This window comes from Streptomyces decoyicus, from assembly GCF_019880305.1.
Lineage (GTDB): Bacteria > Actinomycetota > Actinomycetes > Streptomycetales > Streptomycetaceae > Streptomyces > Streptomyces decoyicus.
Genome location: NZ_CP082301.1, coordinates 8,419,172 through 8,440,974, shown reverse-complemented (window position 1 = coordinate 8,440,974; position 21,803 = coordinate 8,419,172). Strand labels below are relative to the sequence as shown.

The window sequence follows — 21,803 nt, the reverse complement described above, 5'->3', positions numbered from 1 at the left end:
CCCCGTGAGGTGTGGCCGGGCGTAACACCGGCGTACAGCAGCGGCTGGAGCATGCCGAGCGGCCGGCCCAGCGTTTCGACCAGACGGCAGGTCAGGGCGGCCCAGAGGGGTGCGACGGCACTGGTGCCACCGATGACCGAACGCCTGCCGTTCACCAGCACCTCGTAGCCGGTGGCCGGGTCGGCGACGCCTGAGACGTCCGGTACGCCACGGCCCGGAGCGCTGCCGTTGTGCGGGACGCCGGCCGTGTTCTGCCAGACCGGAAGGCGGAACGCCTCGCTGACACCACCGCCGGTGGCACCGTCGCCATCGCCGCCCCACACCCGTTCGTTGCGCACCTCGGCGGTGCCGGGGTCGGCGTCCAGATGGGTGCCGCCGCAGGCCAGGGCGTGCGGGCTGGCCGCCGGGAAGTCGGTGTGCGGCAGGCCGTCGTCGACGCCGTCACTGCTGCCGTTGTCACCGGCCGCCACACACACCGTCACGCCGAGCGCCGCGGCATCGGCCAGCGCCTCGTCGAACACGAGGCGGGCCTGCTCGGTCCAGAAGATCTCCGGCGCCCCCCAGCTGATGCTGAGCGCGGTCGGCGTCGGGGTGGAGTGCACGGCCTGGCTCACCGCGGTGACGAAGCCCTGGTCGGTGTTGTGCGCGAAGTACACCTTCTGCTCGGCGCCGGGCGCCAGCGCGCCCGCGACCTCGATGTCCAGCAGCACCTCGTCGTCGGCTGCCTCACCGGGGTGGTTACGGGCGGTCCCGACGCTCACCGCGGTCACCCGCGGCATCGGCAGCCCCAGGGACTGGAAGTAGGTCTTCAGCTCGGCCGGCTTGAAGCCGCCGCCGAGTTCGATCACCGCCAGCACCTGGCCGCTGCCGTCGGTACCGGGCGGGAAGCGGTACACGTTCGCGAGCTCCGTGGGCTTGTAGGAGATCCGGCGCGCCTCCGCGTGGGCGTGCCGCAGGTGGGGACGGGCCTGCGGGCGGGTCGTCCAGGCCGAGCACCGCGACGACCACACCGTCCAGCGGCGCGGGCACCTCCAGCGGGCCCTCGCGATGGCGGTGCTCGACGGCCTCACCGGAGACCGGGTCCGGACTCGCCGCCCGGGTCAGCTCCGTGCGGAACGCCTCGGCCATCTGCGCCACAGTGCCCGCCACCGTGACCCGGCGGGCCGCCAGGTCGACGTCGGTCACCTGCAAGCCAAAACGGCCCAGCACCTCGCGCACGAGGTCGGCATCGGCCGGATCGGCGCCGTACTGCTGCGCCAGTTCGGACTGCGAGATCGTCTCGGGGCCCACGATCAGCTCGTGCGGGACCTCCGCCAGGCGCCGGAGCATGACCATGGCCTCGACGGGGGCCGCCGCATCGAGGGGCCCTGCGGACCGCGCCCTGGGAGCGGCCGAGCGCTCACTACCTGGAAGGGGTATATATTCAGTCATAGCACAAAGTATCGACCCGACTACTCAGCGCCGCATGTCGCGGCCCGGTGTCGTCGGCTCCAGAACCTTGCCCACCCGGCAGTGGCGGACGGTCCACTGGCAGTGCCGCAGGCCCCGACTACTGGAGGTCACGGGCAGCCTGACGGCCCTTCCCGTTATGGCCTCCGTCGCCGGATACGTATCGGGAGGCATTCCTGCGAACTTCGCCGTTGGTCGTTCGCCGTTGGTGCATTCGCCGTTGGTGCGTTCGCCGTTGGTGCATTCGCCGTTGCTGCCGTGGTCGGCCTCGCTACCTGCTGCATCCGGCGCGAGCCCCACGGCCCCGCCGGCCCCTGCGGTTGATCAAAATGGCCGGGCGAGCGGCGATCCGGCTGAAGCGCAAAGCGGCCGAGCGGCCGAGCGCGGCACGAGCTGAGAGCACCAGGGCCGGAGAAGGCGGGGCGCAACCCGTCTGGCGTAGCGTCGTCGGATGAGTGCGTGCGTTGCCCCCCGCGGCGACACGTATGAGGGCCTGGAAATCGTCGGTTCCAGGCCCTCACACATGCGGCGACTTCGCCTACTACCGCGACATCGCCACCGCCATGGGCGACCTGCCCCAGCCCACCGGCAGCGCCAGCCAGTGGCTTGACGATGCAGACACCGCCCGGGAGCGCCGGCGCGCCCTGGTCACCGCCCGCCAAGACCACCTGCGCGGCGCCCAGTAGTGGCGAAGGACGACACGGGCACCACCGCCCCCGGCCATCGGGTGAACGTGTCTGCCGCGCATCTTCAGCAGCGTTCTGGCCGTTCGTAGGCATGGGCCACACCAGCCGGCTTGCCGAGCCGGCCGGCTGCATCGAAGAGCACAACGACATGTCACGGAGGGCACGTGAAGTTTGGGCGCAGACGCAGGAGGCAAGCCAGAGGATTGGCAACCGCCTCGTCGCTGCGCTCAGCACAGGAACCTCCTGGGCGGAGCTCAACCGTCTTGCTGGAGACCGTGGAAGACGCCCCGCCTCCAGCGGGCCTCGCGTCGAACGACCGACCTGAGCAGACGCCCTCCCCGGCGGGAGGCGCGTCCGCGGCCAATGAACCTCACGTCCCTGCACAGGGCAGGAATGCCGGTAACCCACGGCTTCATGAGGAGACCGAGCAGGAAGGCGTTCCGCCGCTCCCCCTTGTCCGCGCACACGCGGTTGTTTCCGCCACCTCAGATCAGGAGATGGCGTCGCGCGACCCGGCAGCTGCAGTCGCACACCACGCGAACACCATCGGGCCCGATCTGTGTGCACTGCTGCGGGATCAGTAATCGTCTTTCAGGCTTCACCACAGACTGTCTGAAGGAAGCCGGCGACGCCTACAGCGCCCGGACGGCCCCCCACCGCAGGATCGTAGAAACGTCACGCCGCCCCGTAGCCGGGCCGGACTGGGTCAGGGGGGCGCAGGCTCATTTCTAGGTCATGTGACGGATGGATCGAGCCTGCGGAAACAGCATGCTGCATGGGCGCTGGTGAATCCAACGGGGCGACGGCGGGACTGAGGTTCCCGTCAGAAGGCCGCGAATGGACTCATCGGATCCCCCTTCGTCGACCAGAAGGTAAGGCAGACAAGAATGAAGCAAAATGCACGTAGCGTTCGCTCGTCCGGCAGGGGCCGGCGGACTAAGGCGGCAGTGGTGGCATCAGCGGGCGTCGCGACGGCGCTGGCCCTCGGCGTCACCCCCGCACAGGCGGACTCTCCTGGCGGCGGTGGCAGTCTCATGCCCAAGCCGACGCCTGGTCTGACCGCCCCCGGCCCCGACTTCAGCAACCCCGATACGCTCAACGAATTCCTCACTGACTGCGGTGATGTGTGCAGCTTCACGCAAACCGGTTGGGCCGGGGAGGCGAAGGAGGGTACCCCGACGAAGCTGGGGTCCGAGCGCGACAACTGCACCACCGAACCCCTTCCCTTCAGCGAGGCGGATGCAGAGACCAACGGCGAAACGACCACGATCGGCCTCGGTTTTACGCTCGGCAACGCTCCTGTTCAGGCAGCGCCGAGTATCCAGCACGCCTGGGTCAAATCAGTCACAAAGACCTCCACCACCGGCGGTAGCCTGAAGCCCGGTCAAATAGGCTGGATTGATGAGGTTCCCGTCACCCGGAAGGCGACGGGAAACTGGAAGGTGGACGGCACACCCCGCGCGGACAACCGCCACACCGCCTACGGGCCGCTCGAATTCAATGGAGTCGAGTCGGATATCAGCTACAAGATCATCAGGGTTCAGGCCCGCGACATGACCCCCGATGAAAAGGTGACCCGGTGCGGCAACGCGAGCCACACCTAGATCAGTTGCCGCTAGGTGCGGTGCCGGTCGGCACGCCGTAAGCGGCCCGAAGGGCACGGGGGCCTTGTGGGCCGGCGCGGATCGCGAGATCTGCACCGGTGGTCAGGAGGCCCTCGCTGCCTGCGCCGTACTGCCCAGCCGAGTCCGGCGTGCGGGCTCCGTCTGGCCAGTGGCCGGTTCTGCCGGTCAGACAGTCGGGGGGGCGCAGGGCGCCCTCTGAGGATGCCTCGTCGTATCGGCGCCTGTCTGGTGGAGGGTTCGGTGGTGGGTCCGGTCGGGGCGCTGACGCGTTACCCGGCCCTGGAGGCGACCGAGTTCAGTTGCGTCAACGTCTGGAGTTGGGGCCTTGGTGGTTCGGCGCCTGGTGTTCCACGGCCCAGGTCGCGATCTGAGTGCGGGAGGTGAAGCCGAGCTTGGCCAGGAGGTTGGCGACGTGGGCTCCTGCGGTGCGCGGGGAGATCACGAGCTTGGCGGCGATCTCCTTGTTCGTCAGCCCCAGGGCAAGCAGGTCGACGACCTCCTGCTCCCGTCGCGTCAGCGGCGTCGGCGCGTTTCGATCGGCCGACGTGGGCGTGGGTGGGTGTGGCCGGCCGAGCGCGCAGGCGACCGCTTCCTCGCAGGTGAGTTCGGAGCCTGCCTGCACGGCGGTGGCGAACGACTCGTCACCGAGTTCTCCCTGCAACTGAGTTTGGCATTCGTTGTGATGGTGCATCAGGCGGCCGAGGCCGGGCAGGGGGCATCCGACCGACTGCCAGAGGCTCTGTGCCGCGCCGAGCAGCTTGGCTGCCTGGTGGGAGCGTCCGGTGTGTGCCGTGGCCCAGGCGAGGACCTCCAGGCACTGGGCGGTGGCGAGCAGGTTGTGGGCGGGCTGTTCGACGCGCAGTGCGTCCTGGAGCAGGGTGATCGCGCGCTGGGTGTCCCCGCAGAGCCAACGCTGGAGACCGAGCACCCACAGGGCGTAGGAGCGGGACCATCGTGCGTCGTGGGCGGTGCACAGGGCCAGGCAGTCCTCACCCAGTTCCGTGGCCCGGGGGTCGTCGGACAGGCAACAGGCCAGGCTGAGCAGGAACAGGGTCTGCCACTGGTCTGCCAGGTCATGAAGTGCACGGTGACGCTCAAGGGCGTCTTCCAGAAGGGGGACGGCCCGGGGGCAGTCGTCGCGGAAAAGCGCTGCCAGGCCGGCGAACCGCACGGCGTGGGCGAGTGACTCCGCGTCGCCCAACGCCTCGGCGAGGTTCTGGCACTCGGCCAGCCGGGCCTTTCCGGCGGCGGTATCGCCGCACAAGTGGGCCAGCCATCCGTCGATCCACAGCGCCTTGGCCCGCACGGAGCTGGGCTCCGGGGCTTGCGCCAGGGCCCGGTCCAGCCAGTGGCGTACCTCCTCCAGTCCGCCCGCCCCGATCCGGTGGCTCCACAGCGAGGTGACCAGTTGGAGCGCGTTGCCGGCCTCCCCCGGTGTACTCAGACAGAACTCCAGGGCGGCGCGGATGTTGGCGTGCTCCAGGCGCAGGCGGGCGAACCAGGCCAGCTGGCGGGGGCTGAGCCATTCGGATTCCGCGCGGGCGGCCAGGCGCTGGTAGTGGTCACGGTGCCGGCGCTGTGCGAACTCGCGCTCCTCGCTCTCCGTACCGTCGTCGAGCAGGCTGCGGCCGTACTGCCGGATCGTCTCCAGCATGCGCAGGCGCACCTGGTCGCCATGGTCCTCGCGGATCAGGATCGACTTGTCCACCATCCCGGTCACCACATCGAGGATCTCCCCCCGGGAGAGGCCGTCCCCGGTGCAGACCTCTTCTGCCGCCTCCAGATCGAACCCACCGCAGAAGACGGAAAGCCGGGCCCACAACCGCCGCTCGGACGGCGTGCACAGCTCGAAACTCCCGTCGATGGCAGCGCGCAACGTCCGCTGACGGGCCGGGGCGGCGCTGCTGCCCCGGGAGAGCAGGGCGAACCGGTCATCGAGACGTTCGAGGATCTGTCGTGGGGACAGGACCCGCAGCCGGGCCGCCGCCAACTCGATGGCCAGCGGAATACCGTCGAGCCGGTGGCAGATCCCCGCGACGTCCGCACCCTGGTCATCGCTGACGGTGAAGCCCGGAACGACCGCCGCGGCCCGGTCCATGAACAGGCGCACCGCCTCGTACTGCGCCAAGGCCGCCGCCGGCGGGCTGTGCGGGTCCGGCGCCGGCAGCGGTCGCACGGGCAGCAGGTGTTCACCGTCCACTCCCAGCGCCTGCCGGCTGGTTGCCAGCACCTGGAGGTGGGGCGCTGCCGCGAGCAGGGAGCGCGTCAGCTCCGCGCAGGAGTCCAGCAGATGTTCGCAGTTGTCCAGCACCAGCAGCAGCCGCTTGTCCGCGAGGTGGTCCGACAGCACCGGCAGCGCGGGCCGGGCCGAGTCGTGATCGAGCCCCAGCGCGGTCAACACCGTCTGTGCGAGGAAGGCGCCGTCGTTCAGCGGGGCCAGGTCCGCCACCCATGCCCCCTTGGGGAACGAGCGCCGGACCTCGGCGGCGATCCGCAGCGCCAGCCGGGTCTTGCCCAGGCCGCCCGCACCGGTGAGCGTGAGGATCCTGGTGCGGGCGAGCAACCGCCGCGCTTCGGACACCTCCCACCGGCGCCCGACAAAACTTGTCACCTCTGTCGGCAGGTTCCCCGCCTTCCGGCCCGGTCCGGTCCCGCAGGAGCCACCGCCCGACGGAGTGGCGAAGGAGAGGTGATCGCTTCCCTGATGATCCTCGTGCACAGCCGTCCTCTCGCCTTCCCACTCACCCGCCACTCTCCCGACTGCCGAAGTACCGGCGCCCCTAACGCCGCCGGGATCCGTCCGGCAGACACCGCAGAGGTGAGGTGCGTGGTGCGCGCGGCCGCCGCGGCGGCACAGGCGGCGGAGACGCCGCAATGGGTGAGGGGCACGGGAAGTGACTCCTGTCAGGCGATGGGCCATCACATCCGCCGTGATCACGATGGCTTGGAGCCCCGAGTCGAAGATGCCCTCGATCAGCCGGTCGGATGCTGATTGGTCATGCAGCCAATCTCGGCCGGACAGATGGCGAGCTCTCCATGAACGAATGACGAGAACGTAACAGTGCCTGTCTGCCGCCATGTGGTCGCGCTGACCACAGCACTGAGACAGCAGGGCATCGCCCATCATCGAATGCGTCCCCATGTGCTGTTCATCGAGGGCGACGGTCGGCAGGCCGGCAGCGCGCGGTCGGCCGTCGCCCGCGACTGCACCTTGGCTCGCGCCGGTGCGTGCCGTCACGCCGGTGGGGTCGGGCTTATCCACCCGCCACGTCTCTCAGTTGGATTGTTCCGGACGGGCTGTGGGAGATCGCGAGGCCGTTGATCCCGCCGTCGAAGGTGCCGCCGCAGGGCGAGGGGACGCAGGACACGCCTGAGGAGACCGTGTTCGCGGTGCTCGTATACGTGCACCGTGTTCGCGGTGCACGTATACGTGCTGGTGAGTGGCTGGCGCCGGCTGGCGGGATATGCCCAAGATCGTCTTCTCCCGGGCCCTGGAGCGAGCCGCCGGGAACTCCACCATCGTGTGGGGCGCCGTCGTCGAGGAGACCGAGGCGCTCAAGGCCAGCCGGGGCGGGGACCCTCGCGCTCGGCGCCTCCGGCCTGGCCGTTTCCTTCCTGCGGCACGGCCTCATCGACGAGTACCGCCTCTACGTACCCCCGTTTCTCCTCGGCCGCGGCAAACCCCTGTTCCCCACATCGGACAACAGACCCCTCCACCTTGCCGGAAACCCGACCTTCGGCAATGGCGTCGCCCTCCTCCACCCCCGATGCCCCCTCCCGCCCGCTGTTACCTCTCGATAACGAATCCACCAAGGCACCATCATGCGGGACCGTAATCCTCGCGCCATGAAGCATTCGCATCAGCTCTCCAGAACATCCGCGAGTCGGGCGGCGGCCTTGGCCAAGGGCCGTTCGGTCGGCATCACGGCCGCGTCAGCGGTTGCCGTCCTCGCCACGTCACTTCTGGTCCCGCAGCACGCCTCGGCCGGCCCGAAGCCCGCGCCGAAGGCAGGCTCGGCGCAGACGATCCACTGGGGGGCCTGTCCGAAGGCAGACCCGCCGTATCCCAACCCGAGCAAACGCGCGGAGTGCGGCACCGTGCGGGTTCCGGTCGACTGGGCCAACCCGGACGGGCCGACGATGAAGATCGCGGTGGCCCGCCAGAAGGCCACCGACCCCAGCCAGCGCATCGGAGTGCTGCTCTCCAATCCGGGAGGCCCCGGAACCCCGGGTGTGGACGACGCCTCCTATGCCGACTCCCCGAACGACGGCTACCCCAAGAGCATCAGGGAGCGCTTCGACATCATCGGCTTCGACCCGCGCGGCATCGGCCGCAGCGGAGAGCTGCGGTGCGACGACCAGCTCGCCGCGAAGATCCCCACCCGCCCGAAGAACGCCGCCGAGTTCCAGCGCATGCGCGAGATGAACAAGCGGCTCGGGGAGAGCTGCCGCCAGCGCACCGGCCCGCTCGTCGACCACATGGACAGCGAAAGCGTCGCCCGCGACATGGACGTGATCCGCGCGGCCCTCGGCGAACGGAAGATCAGCTTCCTTGGCCACTCGTACGGCACGCTCATCGGCCGGCGCTACGCCAGCCTCTACCCGCATCACCTCCGGGCGCTGGCGCTCGACAGCGCCATGGACCCCGCCCGACCTGATGCCAAGCGCTTCCTCATGGAAGGCACCGCCGCCGCCGATGACGCGGTGCAGCAACTGGCGAACTGGTGCTCCAAGGAGGCCTCCTGCGCCCTCAAGGGCAAGGACGTGAAGGCCGTTGTCCGCCAGCTCTTCACCCGTGCCGACAACGCCACGCTGGTGGATCCCGGCCCGCACGGCCCCACGCGCAAGAAGGTCACCGCCGACCAGTTGGCCGGCTTCCTCACCAGCTACCTGAACAAGTGGAACCCGCAGACCACCGCCGAGCAACTGGCCGCGCTCCGGAGCGGCAAGGGAAAGGTGTCCTGGATCGACGACACCCCGGAGCTCGCCTGGCGCTCGGTGATCTGCCGCGACTTCGACTTCCGCCTGCGTGACTACGCCGACTACCGCGCCCTGCTGCAACAAGCCGAATCCGCCCACCCGCAGGCCCGCTACAACGCCCAGGCACTAGACATGATCGTCGGCTGCCAGGGATGGCCGACCGCTCCCAAGCCGCAGCCGGCCCAGAACAAGGGCCCGCTCCCGCCGGTGCTGGTGGTGAACGCCAAGCACGACAGCGCGACCCCCCTGGCCGGCGCACAGCGTATGGCACGCGCATTCCCCGACGGAAAGCTCGCCGTTCTCAACGCAGTGGACCACTGGCTCTACCGCCACTGCCAGTCGCCCCTCCCGCAACAGGCCATCGACACCTACCTCCGCACGCTGAAGACTCCGCACGCCGGCACGGTCTACGAGCCCTCTCAGCCGGCACAGCCTCAAGCCGAACGAAACCGCTAGCTGCACGTTCGCACGCTCCACCGCTTCACGTGTTTTCGCTTGTTACCCTCCTCTCACCGGAGCGAAAGTTCCGCCTGACCAGCCCATCAGAGCTGTCTCCCACAGGCTATGAGCCACTGGTCTCCCCGCTGGCCCGCCCGATACTCGAGCGCGTGCCCGCGAGGTCGCCGCCCGCAGCTCCCGAGTCGCCGAAAGATCGTCAACGCGTCTTGTGGATGGCTTCAGTGGGCTGCGACCATCCCGGCATGGACTCGCGAGTAGTCGGAATACCCGAGGTGGACGGCACCGAACAGGTGGCCGTTGTGATCGATGTGATGCGGGCGTTCACCACCGCCGCATGGGCTTTCCACCGCGGGGCAGACAAGATCGTTCTCGCTGCCGACGAGGACGAGGCACTGGCGATCAAGGCATGTCACCGGGGCTGGCTTGCGCTCAAGGACGGGGCACTGGTCAGCGGGTTCGACCTGGTCAACTCCCCTGGCCTGATCCAGGAGGCCGACTTGGCCGGACGCACCGTGATTCAAAAGACCACCGCGGGAACGGTCGGAGCCCTGGCGGTTGTCGAGGCGAAATTGGCACTGTGCGCCAGCTTCGTCGTGGCCGGCGCGACGGCCCGGGCCCTGGCGGATGCCGGCGCCGACTCGGTGACGTTCGTGGCCACCGGCGAGGACGGCCGTGCCGCCGAGGATCTGGCCTGCGCCGAGTACCTGGACCGGCTCCTGGCCGGGGATCGTCTCGACGCCAGCCCCTATCTGCATCGTGCCCGCACCTCCTCAGCCGCGGATGACCTGCGCGGCGGGCGACGCCGCGGTGCTCACCCCACCGACGTGGAGTTGTGTTTGGAGGTCGACAGGTTCGACTTCGCCATGAAGGTCGGACTCGAGGAAGGCATGGCAGTGCTGCGGCCGCTCCGGACTCGGCCAGATGCGGTGTCCGCTGTACACCGCGCACAGTAATCAGTGATCCGTTTCCGCCTCATGCTGACGTGAGGTGGGGGGTGAGGGCGGCCTTGACGATGTTGGTGATCCGGGTGGGGCTGCAGCGCTGCTTGCGCAGCAGGCGCCAGCCCTTGAGCGCGGCCATGGCCCGCTCGCCCACGGCGCGGATCGGAGCTTCATCATTTCCCGACGCCAGGGCGCCCGCCCGTCGCACCAGCCAAGGGATCAGGTTGGAAGCGGCCCACTGTCTGAAGGAAGCCATCGACCCCTACAGCGTCCGGACGGGCCCTGCCGCAGGATCGTAGAAGCGTCACGCCGCCCCGTAGCCGGGCCGGACTGGGTCGGGGGCGATGCCCTGCGCACGGGCGAGAGCGAACTCTTGCCGTGGGGCTGAGATCGACGGTCACACGCTGGAGCAACTGGTGGCCGCCGAAACTGTGGGAAGCGAAGTCCCGGAGCTGCCGACGCCGCAGCCCGCCGTGGACCTTCTCGCCGCACTGGAGCAGAGCGCCAGGCCGCACGCCGCCCCTGGCAGTGAACGGCCGCGGTGGCCCGGCAGGACAAATGTCATCCCCAGGACAGGACTCAAGGATCTGCAGGGTCGGCTGCCGACCCTCGTAAGCTCCACACATGTTCAAATCTCGCAAAATCGGACGAGACGACTCCTGGGAAGGCATCGTCACCAATAAGTCCCGGGGAATGCTCGACGGCTCGAACCTGTACCACTTCGTCGAAGTCCGCCTTGCCGAGGGCGAATTCGTGAAGGTCCGGATCAGCCGCCGGCTCTGGAAGTCGATCGAGGTCGACGATCGGATCGTCAAGCGGCCCGGCGCCGACCCGGCCAGGGAGTAGCCCTCCAGGAGCCTGGAGGTATGGGAAGCAACTACTGCCGGTCCAGGGTCGCCGCAGGCATGAGGCAAGAAAGACACCCCGGTCAGCGCGCTCTCAGCTCTCATGAGTCAGACCTCCGGCCCGGGACAGCACTTACCCATGGTCCCGGCACAGCTGCCGCGTCGCGGGGGACGCACGAAGGTGAATGGTCAACCCGCACTGGGCCTCGACACCGTTGTCGAAAGCACGGCCTGCACGGATCGCCGCCTGCGGGATGCGGCAAGCCGCCGTACCCCTCACTGACGGTGCGGCGGGCGAGGCCGGCGACCGTGCTCTGCGAGGTCCGGCCGATCTCGACGGCCGCCGGCGACTACCGAGGTAACGATCACTCCGCTGATCTGGAGTTTTTGCGCTGGTTGGCATGGAAGCGCGCCTTCTTCTGACGATTCCCGCACGTGTTCATGTCGCACCATTTGCGGGTGCGACTTTGACTGGTGTCGAAGAAGGCGGCTTGGCAGGTTGGCGATGCGCACAAGGCCAATTTTCCGTCTCGTTCGCCTGCGATGATGCTGATCGCGTCGGCGGCGATCACGCTGAGGGCATCTTCCACGCAGGAAGCCGAGCTGAGCCGCCATAGCCGCTTGCCCTCGGGCGTCAGGACAGCCGCGGCCCGACCCTGAGTGCTGCAGTCATTGATGACTTGGACAGCGGACGCAGGGAGAGCGTCCTGGATCGCGGCCGCTGTCGCGGCGGCGTGAATCGACTCCCGCAGTTCCCGAGCGAGTTCGAGCTGGGCGGTGGTGCAGGAGTCCACGGTGAGGCCGTTCACTGCCAGCCAGTCCATGAGTCGGTGCGGCGTGGGAATGCGCTCCACAGCGTTGCCGTGACGCTCCGACAGGGTCCCCGTGAAGCTGGTCGCCAGCACGTTACCGAGGCGGAAGTCAGGGAACCCAGCATGCATGGAACCACCTTAGCAGGTTGCGCGCCGACAGGAAGGCGCGGTAGAACCGCCTTAGCCGGTTCACGATGGTTCGCAGCCGGTTCCACGATGGCCAGGAGGTCTCATGCCCCGTCCAACCAGCGACGTGCAAGCATTTGAAGCCCACGCAACCGACGCCGACCTCGACGATCTGCGCGCGCGACTGGCCGCCGCGCGGCTGCCGGAGGCTGAGACCGTCTATCGCGCCGCGCCCGACCCTCACCGATGGGAACAGGGCGTTCCTCTCGCCGACCTCGTCGATCTCGTGAACTACTGGCGCACCGGGTACAACTGGCGGTCGTTCGAAGCGCGCCTTAACCGGATCGGCCAGTTCCGCACGACCATTGATGGTCTGGGAATCCACTTCCTGCACCGCCGATCGGCGCGCGCAGATGCCACTCCCCTGGTCTTGACGCACGGCTGGCCGGGCAGCATTGCTGAGTTCATCGATGTAGTAGACGAACTGGCAGATCCGAAAGATGCAGACTCGCCGGCGTTCCACGTCGTGGTCCCGTCGCTACCAGGCTTTGGTTACAGCGACAAGCCGGCCGCCACCGGGTGGGGAACCGAAAAGATCGCGGCCGCATGGGTGGAACTGATGGGAAGGCTCGGCTACAGCAAGTTCGCAGCCCACGGCGGCGACTGGGGAGGTAATATCACCACGGTTCTCGGCGGCAGGTTCCCGGCGCACGTTCTCGGCATCCACACAACGTTCGCGGAGGCACCACCCGGGTTGACAACTGACGGGCTGACGGCGGTCGAACGCAAATGGGCCGAGGACACCCGCGATTTCTGGCGCCACCGCGCGGCGTACGCGAAGCAGCAGGCGACCCGACCGCAGACCATCGGCTACTCGCTCGTCGATTCACCGGTCGGGCTTCTTGCCTGGATCCTCGACAAGTTCGCCGAGTGGTCGGACACCGAAGACAGCCCGTTCGAGACGATTTCCAGAGACCGCGTTCTTGACGACGTCACCCTGTATTGGCTGACGCGGACCGGCGCATCGGCGGCCCGCATTTACTACGAAAGCCACAACTCGCTCGATCCCGAACTTCGGGTCGACGTCCCGTCAGCAATCACGATGTATCCCCGCGACATCGAGAAGTGTCCGCGCGCCTGGGCACAGGAGCGGTACCGACAGATCGTCCGATGGAGGTCGCCCGAAATCGGCGGACATTTCCCGTCGCTGGAGGTTCCCGAGTATTTCGTCAAAGATCTACAAGAGGGCCTCGCGGCAGTGCTGGCCGCTCATCGGTGAACGCGGCTGGGTGCCGGCACTCGATCACCGCCTGATCCGGCTCAAGGCGTTGCCCGACGGCTTGCAGACCGAGTTCATCGAGACGGCAGAACGTGGTCGGACAGGGCGCGGCGAAGATAGCGTGGAGCATGTCGAGGTCTTTCGGATGGTAGGCCTCGATGCTCACCCACCAACACCCCCGACTACACCCTCAACTGCGAAGAGCCAGTATCTGTCGCCGGGTCTTCCAGGAACCTGGACATGCCCGGCTCCTCGAATTGGTACGTGCCGGATATCGCCGTCGTGCCGGCCGCGGCCGCGAAGGACACGGGTGCGCTGCTGCCCGCGGACACGCTGCTTGTCGTGGAGGGCACCTCGGAGCCCAACGCAGAGACGGGCCGGGTGGTGAAGCGAAAGCGGTACGCGGAGTACGGGGCGCCGCCGCTATACCTGCTGGTCGGCCGTCAGGAGCGGTCCGTGCCCCAAAGGCCCGCCAAGAGCACGTTCTCGCCATCCTCCAGGCATCTGCCGGCACCCCGCGCCGGACGACGCCAGGAGACCGAGGCCAAGTCATCCGTAATCAACCGAAGCGGAAGAGGCCGAAGAAGAAGCGTGAGAAATTATTCTTCGTGAGGTCTCGTCAGCTCGTTGACCGGACCCTTTACTGCCGCCGGGTGGAGCCTTTCGGTCTTCGAGCGTGACGATGTCCCGGCTCTATTGCCGAAACTCACCGACATATCCAGGTCGCCGAACTGTGGCTCCAGCCTCGTTCTGGGGCTTCGAACCGGCACCGGGTGGGCCGCTGCCGTGGCTGACCGGTAGGCGGTGATGGCGGGCTGAGTGCCCAACGGGGCTCCCTCGCGGACAGTCGGTTCTTGGTCGAAATTCTGTCCTGCCGGGAGCCCCATCAGGCGACAGAGCAGCGCCGGGTCAGCGTCCGTGGGCCTGTGCCCACCCGGACATGCGTCGCTGGTAACGGCGGGGTGTGATGCTCCGGCGAAAAGCCGTGGCTAGCAGGCCTTCCACGAGGAGATCCTGTCGTTGGCTGTCGATCCGACGTTGGGGCGCGAATCGCCTGGGCCCACCCTCGCCAGGAGGGATCCCTTGCCGTTCGAGTTCTGGTAGAAGCAGACGTGGGAACCGGTGCGGTTCCTGAGGGCGGTCGTCCGATCGTTCATGTATTCCCCGACATTGGGACGTTCAGTTCCGGGAACGAAGACGAAACGTCCTTCGTAATTGCTGTTGTCCCAGACGCAGACATACCCTTTGGGGCAGTCGTTGGGATCGGCGCTGGCCGGTGTCGCTCCTAGGCCAACCGTCGTTACTGTCACACACGCTGCCGTGATGACACCGGCCACCAGAGTTTTCTTCATGTCTTTCCGTCTTCCTCTCGTCGATCTGTGTGCCGCAGTTCGCGGTCATCAGGAATTCGTGAGCAGGCCCGGCGCGCAGTCGGTCGGATGTGGCGTAGCTGTGCTGTCCGCCGCAGGTGCCGGATTCCCGGTCCCTCTCCCCGGCGCCCTCGTTCCTGCCCTGCTTTCCTCACCTGGTGCGCGGACTCCGACATTCCCGAAGTCCGACAGCTCGCCATCACCGTCGACCGCTGGTGGCCCGAGGCCGAGGCATTCATCGACCCCGGGTACAGCAACGCCAAGAGCGAGGGCATCAACCGGGTGATCAAGCTTGTCGCCCGCGAGCGTTCGGCTTCCGCAACGTCGTCCCCCTCGTCGTTCATGGGTGCGCGTCAGTTCCCGTCTTGCCGGTAGAGACACGCGCCGTGATACAGCACCTCTCTGTCGGAACGTCCCGTCCGAGCGTTGTCCGGGGCGGCTGTCCCGGACGCATGTTCATGCTCGGCGCTGTCGCACTGCGGTCGCATCGGCGAACATCGCCTACACCTCTCGGGCGGAAGGCCGGTGGCGTAGGCGAACATCGCCTACACCTCTCGGGCGCACGGCGGCCCGGGGGTCAGGGAAGCTGTATGTCCCTGAGCCGGCGGCGGGAGGTGATGCCCAGCTTGCGGAAGATGTTGCGCAGGTGCGCGTCGATGGTGCGCGGGCTCAAGAACAGCTGCGCGCCGACCTCCTTGGAGGTGGCCCCGGTGGCCACCCGCCGCGCGATGTGCAGCTCTTGGGCGGTAAGCGCATCGGTCGGCTGGGCAGTTGGCTTGTGTGGCCGCTCGCCGGTGGCGCGCAGCTCACGGGCGGCGCGGGCGGCGAATGCCTCTGCCCCCATGCCGGACAGCAGTTCGTGGGCGGTGCGGAGTTGCTCGCGGGCGGCCTGGCGCCGGCCTTCGCGGCGCAGCCATTCGCCGTAGACCAGGTGGGCGCGGGCGAGATGGGTCACCATCCGGCAGCACCCGAACCGCTCGATCGCCTCGCGATACAGCGCCTCGGCGGTCGGCCCGGTGCTGGTCAGCGCTCGCGAGCGCGCCTCGAGACCGAGCGCCCACTGGGTGCCGCTGGCGCGAGTTCGCGAGCTGAGCAGCTCCAGCGCGGCGGCCGCCGGGGCTGGTTCACCGGCGCGGACGGCCGCCTCGATGAGCTCGGGCAGGGCCAGGTTGCTGTGCTCCAGCTCGTCGGAGTCGCTCGGGCCCGCTGCGGCGTCGAACGCGGCGCGGTAGTCGCCCAGGCCGTTGTGCAGCACGGCCAGCGTGTACTGGGCCACGGTGACCACCGCGCTCTCGCCCCGCCGGGTCGCGTCCTGGACCATGGCCGCGTACAGCTCGGAGGTTTCGGCCTGCCGGCCGCGCCAGGCGGCGAGCATGATCCCGGTGATGGTGACGGCCGCCGGCTGGATCGCGGTGGCCTCGGCGACGAGCTCGGCGGCGTGGGCGAGGTCGCCGGTGTGCACGAGCACGACGGCGAAATAGTCAAGCGCGGCGGGCAGCTCGGACAGTGCGCCCGCTTCGCGGGCGAGCCGGACGCGGCGGCCTGCCAGCTCATGCACCGTCTCGTCGTCGAACAGCGCCACCGCGACGCGGCTGGCCAGCCACAGCCAGCGGCGGCTGTCGTCCGCTGCCGCGGTGCGGGGTTTGCGATCGTGGTCGCCGAGCGCCCCCAGTGCCCGCCGCAGACTGGGCACGCTCGCCTCGTAACCCTGCGTGGCCCTGGTCACCAGCCCGTCGAGCAGGAGGTCCACCACCCCTGGCGGGTGTGGCGGTGCGGGCGCGGCCTGGGCGGCTTCGGCCACCTCCAGCACCCTGCGACCGCGGCCGAAGGAACCGGCGACGACGGCCGCTTCGAGTGCCTGCAGGTAGGTCTGGCGGGCCATCGCGACATCCAGCGGGACGAGCGTCTTGGCCGCGTCCAGCAGCATCCCGGGCACGTCGCTGCCCCGGGTGGTATCGAACGCGATCTGGGCGCGCAGCAGCTCCACCCGGGCGCGTCCCAGCGGATCCAGCGGTACGGCCGCCGCAACCGTCAGGAGCTCCAAGGCGGCTTCGGACGCGCCGGCCTGGTGCGTGGCATGTGCGGCGGCCAGCGCCCGGCGTGCACGGTCGGCGGGTTCGGGGGTCAGCACCACCGCCTGTTCCAAGAACGCGGCCGCGGCGGCCGGCCCACCGCGGGTCCACGCCCGGCCGGCCAAGCGCTCCAGCTCCACCGCGATCGTCTCGTCGACCCCGAGCGTGGCCTGCGCGCGGTGCCAGGCGCGGTGGTCGGGGTCGGCCTGCGAGTCAGTCGCCGCAGCCAGCGCGCGGTGCACGCGCCGCCGGTCGGACAGTGCGGCGGCACGGTAGACCGCCGAGCGCACCAGCGGATGCAAGAACCGCACCCGGGCGCCGATCTCCAGCAACTCCGCCGCCTTCGCCGGTGCAGCAGCCTCGGCGTCGATGCCCAGGTACTCGGCCGCACCCCGCAGCAGCGCCGTATCGCCGAGCGGCTCAGCCGCCGCGACCAGCAGCAGCAATTGCGTCTCGGCCGGCAGGCTGCGTGACCGGCGCTGGAAGCTCTTCTCGATCCTGCGCGGCACGCTCAGTGCATCCGGCAGCCCAAATCCACCCGCCAGCTTCGCCGGCTCTGCGCTTCGGGGCAGCTCCAGCAGCGCCAGCGGGTTGCCCCGCGCTTCGGCGATGATCCGGTCACGTATCCGCTCATCCAGCGGTGTCCTGACCCCGGTGGCGAGCAACGCCTGCGCATCCGCTTCACCGAGCCCGTCCAAGCCCAGCTCCAGCAGGCCGGCGAAGGGGTGAGCGGCGCTCGGGTCGGGGCTGCGGTCGCGCAGCGCGAGCACCAGCGCCACCCGCTCGGCGTCCACCCGCCGCGCCACGAACGCAAGGGTCTGTGCGGATGCCGCATCCAGCCACTGCGCATCGTCCACCAAGCACAGCAGCGGCCGTTCCTCGGAGACCTCGGCCAGCAGATTCAAACTGGCCAGCCCGACCAAGAAGCGGTCCGGCGGGTCCCCGGCACGCAGCCCGAACGCCACACCCAGGGCGGCCTGCTGCGGTTCGGGCAGCGCACCCAGCCGGTCCAGCAACGGCGCACATAACTGGTGCAAGCCCGCGAACGCGAACTCCATCTCGGACTCCACGCCGGCCGCACGCTCCACCCGGAACCCCGACGCGGCGCCATGGGCATACTCCAGTAACGCGGTCTTACCGATACCGGCCTCACCGCGCACCACCAGCACGCCGCTGCGCCTCGACCGCACGTCCGCGAGTAGCCGTTCGATCGCCTTACACTCGGCGCGCCGGCCTAAAAGCATCGTTGGGTTCTCCTGTGGGCGCCGGCTGACGATCGGCCGGGCTGATACCTCGCCTGCGTCCCTCTCAAGCTCGGCCAACCGAAGCCTGGCGATTCCGTCCTCTGAGGCAATTCGTCGCCTGTGCGAAGGCATCTGCCGGACCTGGTCCTTCAGCCTGGACAGTGGTGATGAGACCCTGCCCCGGTCGCATGGACGGTCCGGGCACCCACGTGCCGGGCGCGGTCCAGCAGTGTGACAGCGCTCAAGATTTACGTTCGCATTGTATCCGTCGGCGAGTGAGCCGCGTATGAGTTGTTCGGCGATCCGGACACACCGTCAGCCCGGGTCCGAAAGCAGCTTCCGACCTCGCCTGTCGATCTTCGTGCGACTGCGGCAACGCGGCGGGGTGCGGTGGCCGGCGGCATCTCCGGACAGGGCTTAGGACACGCCGAGCCGCACCACATCCCCCCTTCCGTCACTCGCGAGAACGTCGATACGGACGCCGCTGTCCGGGTCTGTGAAGGTCTGGCCGGGTCGGTACGCCGCCAGGTCGAGTCCGGTGCAGCCGGTGGGCGGCGTCGCGGCGGGGTTGCCGTTCATGACCCGGACCGGTCCCTCGCCGGTCGGGGTGGCGGAGTTGACCTTGTAGATGAGCACACCGACCGAGCACGCGTCCCGGTCGTTGCCCTCGGCCCGGCGGGACTCCGCGACGTACGCCGTTGTCTCGCTGGTGCGCAGTACGGCGATCTTGGTGCCATGGCGCCGTTCCACCGGGGTCAGGCGCACGGTGCGGCGACCGGGGACGGCCAGGCAGGTGACTTGGGCATCGCGGGTCCAGCCGAGTTTCCAGGAATGCCAGCCCAGGTACTGGGGCGTGGGGCCGGCAATGTTGCCCATGACGTCCCAGCCGCCGACGTACTGGTGGGTGGGGCCGGTGAAGGAGTACAGGTCGGGCAGACCGAAGGTGTGGCCGGTCTCGTGGGCGGCGACCTTGGGGCCCCAGCGCCACAGGTCCTGGCCGAAGGTGACGGCCCACTTGATGCGGGTGCCGTCGGCGGTCACCCCGGACGTGGTGGGGTCGTAGAGGTAGGTCGGGGAGAAGGAGATCGCGGACGCCGTCCTGGTGGGGACGACGTAGACCATGTCGTAGCGGGAGAAGTCCGCGTACGGGTCGGCGGCGGTGATTGCGTCGCGTACGTACTTCTCGTGTGCCTCGAAAGTGAGGCCGCGCTCGAAGCCGTACGTGTCCGAAGCCGCCGGCATGCGGACCCAGCGGTGCAGGGAGGTGAGGGCGAGGCGGGTGCGGCCATAGCTGGCGGTGCGCATCCAGTCGGCGGCCGGGGCGAGTTGAGCTGAGTACTCCTTCGTGGAGCCGGTGGCATGGGCGTCGGGGAAGTCCACGAACAGCGTCAGGACGCGCCGGGTTCCGGTGGTGGGCTGGAACTGGACGCGGCCGGTGTCGTGGCCTTCGTCGGTCCAGCCCGTCTTTCCGGGCAGCGCGCAAGCGGCGGCGGGAGACGGGGGCCGGTGGGCTGAAGGCGAGGAGGCCGCGTTCACCGTCGTGGGGGCGGCGAGACACGAGGCGAGGGTGAGGGCCGCCACGCAACGGCGCAGACGGCTCGGTGAGACGGACAGGCCGGGCATGTCACTCCCGTCGGATCGGAGGGGACGGCTGGGGGCGGGGGCGGAGGGCGTTCGGCTCACGCGCGGCCTGCGGCCAGGTCCATCAAACGGGCGAGGACGCGGCCGTTCGAGGCGGTGATGCCGTCGTGCTCCCACTCGTTGGTGACCCAGACGTGGGTGGCGCCGACCTCGCGAGCGGTGCGCAGGGAGAGTTCCGCGTCGACGTACATGTCGTCGTGGTAGACGGCCGCGGCGACGGGGACCTGGTTGGCGGCGAGTCGTTGGAGGTCGTAGAGCGGGGGCCAGTCGGTGCGCTGGGACAGAAGGTCCGCGGCGTCCGCGAAGGGGCGCAGGCCCGCGATCTCCCGGAACATCCAGGGGTAGATCATTTCCCCGGTGAAGAGGAGGGGGTCTGCCTCCTCGGCGAACTCGGGGAAGGCGGTGCGGGCCCGGGCGGCCGCCCAGCCGGTCGGCCCGGCCCCCTGCCCGTACAGGGTCTCCTGCATGACGGCGAACAGCGGGTTGTCGGTGAAGCCGGTCAGGGACTCGACCTGATGACGGAAGGTGTCGGTCAACTCGCCGTCACTGTCCAGGGATTCGTCGAGCAGCCAGTGGATGCGCTCGAAGCCGTCGCCCATGCCGAGGGCGAGGCCGAGGGTGCGCAGACGGCGGGCGGTGAGGCGGTCGCCGCCGGGCAGGCGGATGTCATTGGATGTGAGATGGTCGGCGATCTTGCGGAGGCGAGGGACGTCGTCGGGGTAGCGGGCGTAGAAGTCGAGGACCCGGTCACGTACACGGGGGTAGGTGCGGGCGTACACGTCGTCGGCGGTCGCGGTGAGTCCGGGCAGGCCGCCGGTGACGTAGCAGGCCCGCAGGCCGTCGGGGGCCAGGGAGAGATAAGTGAGGGTGATGAAGCCGCCGTAGCTCTGGCCGAGTGTCTCCCAGGGTTCGTCGTTCCCCAGTTGCCGGCGTATCAGTTCTGCGTCGGCCACGATCGCGTCGGCGCGGAAGTGGGCCAGATATGCGGCCAGTTGGGAGGCGGAGGCGAACCGGGAGGCCATGCGCGCGGTGAGCGGGGTGGAGCGTCCGGTACCGCGCTGGTCGAGGAGCAATACCCGGTGGGTCTTCAGCGCGTGGGGCAGCCATCCCGGCGAACCGGCCGAAGGGCGGGGCGCCTTGCCGCCTGGGCCGCCCTGCAAGTAGAGCAGCCAGGGCAGTTGGTCATCGGCGTGAGCCGGGTCGACGACCTCGCGCGCGAAGACCTGGAGGGTCGGGCCGTCGGGACGGCGGTGGTCCAGCGGGACGGTGAAGACGTGGTCGGTAGTGGCGTACGCGGGGTTCATGGGGCCCTTTCACAGCGAGGCACGGCGAGGCATGGCAAGGCACGGCGAGCGAGAGGTTGCGGGTCGGGAGCCATCGATGAGGTGTGACATTGCATACGGGCGCGTACGTCAGCGTGCCTCAGCCGTCTGCTTCCGAGGAGCTCTTACTTGGGCATAGCGCGGCGTTATGGGAGCCCGCCCCGCCTCGACGCCTCAGAACCTCAGCCGGACCGCTTCCCGGTACGCCGCGCCGCTCCCTTGCCGCCGGCCGAGGAGGAGCTGCTGCCGCCGCCGGCCCACAGGGAGCGGACATGGCCCAGGTGCTCGGCCATGCACCTCTCCGCCCGCTTGGCGTCGCCGGCGAGCATCAGGTCGAGCAGCTCCAGGTGTTCCTCGGCCGAGGGGATCAGTTCGCCGCGCTCGTCCAGGGCGGTGAGCCCGTAGAGCCGTGAGCGCTTGCGCAGGTCGCCGACGGTTTCGACCAGGCGGTCGTTGCCGGAGAGCGCCAGGAGCGAGAGGTGGAACTGCCGGTCGGCCTCCAGGTAGCCGATGAGGTCGTGGGCGCGGGCCGCCCGCACGATCTCCTCGGCGGCCGGGCGCAGCGCCTCCAACTCCTCGCGTGTGGCGCTGCGGGTGATCCGGCCGACCATGGGGATCTCGATCAGCCCGCGGATCTCGGTGTACTGGTCGAGGTCGCGCTCGCTGACCTCGGTGATCCTGAAGCCCTTGTTGCGGACGGGCTCGGCCAGGCCCTCGCGGACCAGGTCGAGCATCGCCTCGCGTACCGGGGTGGCGGAGATGCCGAAGTCCTCGGCGAGTGCGGGTGCCGAATACACCTCGCCCGGGCGCAGCTCGCCGGAGATCAGGGCGGCCCGCAGGGCATTGCTCACCTGGTCGCGCAGCCGCTCCCGGCCGACGTTGAGGTCGCGGTGCTTCAGGTGCCCCATGGGGTCGTGATCCCTTCGGTCCGGCATGGACCACCACTGTACAA

Annotated in this window: 16 protein-coding genes and 4 pseudogenes; 10 read left to right on the top strand and 10 right to left on the bottom strand. The window is 69.1% G+C overall.

The window, feature by feature from the left end; translation table 11 throughout:
• Positions 1-738: 738 nt before the first annotated feature.
• Entirely contained in the window at positions 739-1,329 is a 591-nt protein-coding gene (locus K7C20_RS38810; RefSeq protein ID WP_245171525.1) for a protease pro-enzyme activation domain-containing protein, read from the bottom strand.
• A gap of 605 nt (positions 1,330-1,934) precedes the next feature.
• Between K7C20_RS38810 and K7C20_RS36970 the strand changes: the two genes are divergently transcribed.
• A complete protein-coding gene (locus K7C20_RS36970) occupies positions 1,935-2,135 on the top strand; it encodes a hypothetical protein (protein ID WP_053209648.1) in 201 nt (66 codons plus the stop codon).
• 950 nt (positions 2,136-3,085) lie between these two features.
• Positions 3,086-3,739 (top strand): hypothetical protein, encoded by a 654-nt coding sequence (locus K7C20_RS36965; protein WP_150127292.1) that lies wholly within the window; start codon positions 3,086-3,088, stop codon positions 3,737-3,739.
• 325 nt (positions 3,740-4,064) lie between these two features.
• Here the strand turns inward: K7C20_RS36965 and K7C20_RS39155 are convergent, their stop codons facing one another.
• The gene (locus K7C20_RS39155) at positions 4,065-6,341 is read right to left on the bottom strand and encodes an ATP-binding protein (protein WP_048828541.1); all 2,277 of its coding nucleotides are present in this window, start codon (positions 6,339-6,341) and stop codon (positions 4,065-4,067) included.
• Between the two features lie 647 nt (positions 6,342-6,988).
• Between K7C20_RS39155 and K7C20_RS39595 the strand changes: the two are divergent.
• The 4 genes and pseudogenes from K7C20_RS39595 to K7C20_RS36945 all read left to right on the top strand — a co-directional run.
• Positions 6,989-7,225 (top strand): annotated as a pseudogene (locus K7C20_RS39595) (hypothetical protein); the annotation flags it as partial.
• Entirely contained in the window at positions 7,205-7,561 is a 357-nt protein-coding gene (locus K7C20_RS36955) for a dihydrofolate reductase family protein (protein WP_409351354.1), read from the top strand. The pseudogene K7C20_RS39595 and the gene K7C20_RS36955, both read left to right, overlap by 21 nt.
• 45 nt (positions 7,562-7,606) lie before the next feature.
• On the top strand, positions 7,607-9,196 hold the full coding sequence (locus K7C20_RS36950) for an alpha/beta hydrolase (protein ID WP_245171477.1): 1,590 nt from the start codon (positions 7,607-7,609) through the stop codon (positions 9,194-9,196).
• A 245-nt stretch (positions 9,197-9,441) separates the two neighbouring features.
• The gene (locus K7C20_RS36945; RefSeq protein WP_030075116.1) at positions 9,442-10,152 is read left to right on the top strand and encodes a 2-phosphosulfolactate phosphatase; all 711 of its coding nucleotides are present in this window, start codon (positions 9,442-9,444) and stop codon (positions 10,150-10,152) included.
• A 19-nt stretch (positions 10,153-10,171) separates the two neighbouring features.
• On the opposite strand, the pseudogene K7C20_RS36940 reads toward K7C20_RS36945, so the two are convergent.
• Positions 10,172-10,309: pseudogene (locus K7C20_RS36940) on the bottom strand (IS5/IS1182 family transposase); the annotation flags it as partial.
• Between the two features lie 455 nt (positions 10,310-10,764).
• Between K7C20_RS36940 and K7C20_RS36935 the strand changes: the two are divergent.
• Positions 10,765-10,986 (top strand): DUF7489 domain-containing protein, encoded by a 222-nt coding sequence (locus K7C20_RS36935; RefSeq protein WP_030075117.1) that lies wholly within the window; start codon positions 10,765-10,767, stop codon positions 10,984-10,986.
• 265 nt (positions 10,987-11,251) lie between these two features.
• On the opposite strand, the pseudogene K7C20_RS38800 reads toward K7C20_RS36935, so the two are convergent.
• Together K7C20_RS38800 and K7C20_RS36930 are read right to left on the bottom strand one after the other, a co-directional pair.
• A pseudogene (locus tag K7C20_RS38800) lies at positions 11,252-11,335 on the bottom strand (chitinase); the annotation flags it as partial.
• Positions 11,336-11,350: 15 nt separating this feature from the next.
• Positions 11,351-11,926, bottom strand: coding sequence for a CGNR zinc finger domain-containing protein (locus tag K7C20_RS36930; RefSeq protein WP_030075118.1), 576 nt, complete (start codon positions 11,924-11,926; stop codon positions 11,351-11,353).
• A 103-nt stretch (positions 11,927-12,029) separates the two neighbouring features.
• Here K7C20_RS36930 and K7C20_RS36925 point away from each other — a divergent pair, with 103 nt between their 5' ends.
• Positions 12,030-13,202, top strand: coding sequence for an epoxide hydrolase family protein (locus K7C20_RS36925; RefSeq protein WP_030075119.1), 1,173 nt, complete (start codon positions 12,030-12,032; stop codon positions 13,200-13,202).
• Positions 13,203-13,427: 225 nt separating this feature from the next.
• Positions 13,428-13,814: pseudogene (locus K7C20_RS39590) on the top strand (Uma2 family endonuclease); the annotation flags it as partial.
• Positions 13,815-14,191: 377 nt separating this feature from the next.
• Here the strand turns inward: K7C20_RS39590 and K7C20_RS36915 are convergent.
• A complete protein-coding gene (locus K7C20_RS36915; RefSeq protein WP_078953355.1) occupies positions 14,192-14,554 on the bottom strand; it encodes a peptidase inhibitor family I36 protein in 363 nt (120 codons plus the stop codon).
• 87 nt (positions 14,555-14,641) lie between these two features.
• Between K7C20_RS36915 and K7C20_RS39585 the strand changes: the two genes are divergently transcribed.
• Positions 14,642-14,947 carry a transposase gene (locus K7C20_RS39585; protein ID WP_078953354.1) on the top strand — a complete coding sequence of 102 codons (306 nt, stop codon included), beginning with the start codon at positions 14,642-14,644 and terminating at the stop codon, positions 14,945-14,947.
• Between the two features lie 202 nt (positions 14,948-15,149).
• On the opposite strand, the gene K7C20_RS36905 is transcribed toward K7C20_RS39585, so the two are convergent.
• The 4 genes from K7C20_RS36905 to K7C20_RS36890 form a co-directional block, all read right to left on the bottom strand.
• Complete coding sequence (locus tag K7C20_RS36905; RefSeq protein WP_053209645.1) at positions 15,150-17,888, bottom strand: helix-turn-helix transcriptional regulator; 2,739 nt, start codon at positions 17,886-17,888, stop codon at positions 15,150-15,152.
• Positions 17,889-18,305: 417 nt separating this feature from the next.
• A complete protein-coding gene (locus tag K7C20_RS36900; protein ID WP_048828572.1) occupies positions 18,306-19,502 on the bottom strand; it encodes a M6 family metalloprotease domain-containing protein in 1,197 nt (398 codons plus the stop codon).
• Positions 19,503-19,567: 65 nt separating this feature from the next.
• Positions 19,568-20,833: an alpha/beta fold hydrolase gene (locus K7C20_RS36895; protein WP_030075125.1), complete on the bottom strand. Its 1,266-nt coding sequence runs from the start codon at positions 20,831-20,833 to the stop codon at positions 19,568-19,570.
• Between the two features lie 200 nt (positions 20,834-21,033).
• Positions 21,034-21,759: a GntR family transcriptional regulator gene (locus K7C20_RS36890; RefSeq protein ID WP_030075126.1), complete on the bottom strand. Its 726-nt coding sequence runs from the start codon at positions 21,757-21,759 to the stop codon at positions 21,034-21,036.
• Positions 21,760-21,803 lie beyond the last annotated feature (44 nt).

Excerpts from the sequence above, each read along its gene's own strand:
- K7C20_RS36925 (WP_030075119.1), top strand. The coding sequence starts at position 12,030 with ATGCCCCGTCCAACCAGCGACGTGCAAGCATTTGAAGCCCACGCAACC.
- K7C20_RS36935 (WP_030075117.1), top strand. The coding sequence starts at position 10,765 with ATGTTCAAATCTCGCAAAATCGGACGAGACGACTCCTGGGAAGGCATC.
- K7C20_RS38810 (WP_245171525.1), bottom strand. The coding sequence starts at position 1,329 with ATGCTCCGGCGCCTGGCGGAGGTCCCGCACGAGCTGATCGTGGGCCCC.
- K7C20_RS36895 (WP_030075125.1), bottom strand. The coding sequence starts at position 20,833 with ATGAACCCCGCGTACGCCACTACCGACCACGTCTTCACCGTCCCGCTG.
- K7C20_RS36930 (WP_030075118.1), bottom strand. The coding sequence starts at position 11,926 with ATGCATGCTGGGTTCCCTGACTTCCGCCTCGGTAACGTGCTGGCGACC.
- K7C20_RS36915 (WP_078953355.1), bottom strand. The coding sequence starts at position 14,554 with ATGAAGAAAACTCTGGTGGCCGGTGTCATCACGGCAGCGTGTGTGACA.
- K7C20_RS39585 (WP_078953354.1), top strand. The coding sequence starts at position 14,642 with ATGTGGCGTAGCTGTGCTGTCCGCCGCAGGTGCCGGATTCCCGGTCCC.
- K7C20_RS36970 (WP_053209648.1), top strand. The coding sequence starts at position 1,935 with ATGAGGGCCTGGAAATCGTCGGTTCCAGGCCCTCACACATGCGGCGAC.
- K7C20_RS36945 (WP_030075116.1), top strand. The coding sequence starts at position 9,442 with ATGGACTCGCGAGTAGTCGGAATACCCGAGGTGGACGGCACCGAACAG.
- K7C20_RS36890 (WP_030075126.1), bottom strand. The coding sequence starts at position 21,759 with ATGGGGCACCTGAAGCACCGCGACCTCAACGTCGGCCGGGAGCGGCTG.
- K7C20_RS36950 (WP_245171477.1), top strand. The coding sequence starts at position 7,607 with ATGAAGCATTCGCATCAGCTCTCCAGAACATCCGCGAGTCGGGCGGCG.
- K7C20_RS36905 (WP_053209645.1), bottom strand. The coding sequence starts at position 17,888 with ATGCTTTTAGGCCGGCGCGCCGAGTGTAAGGCGATCGAACGGCTACTC.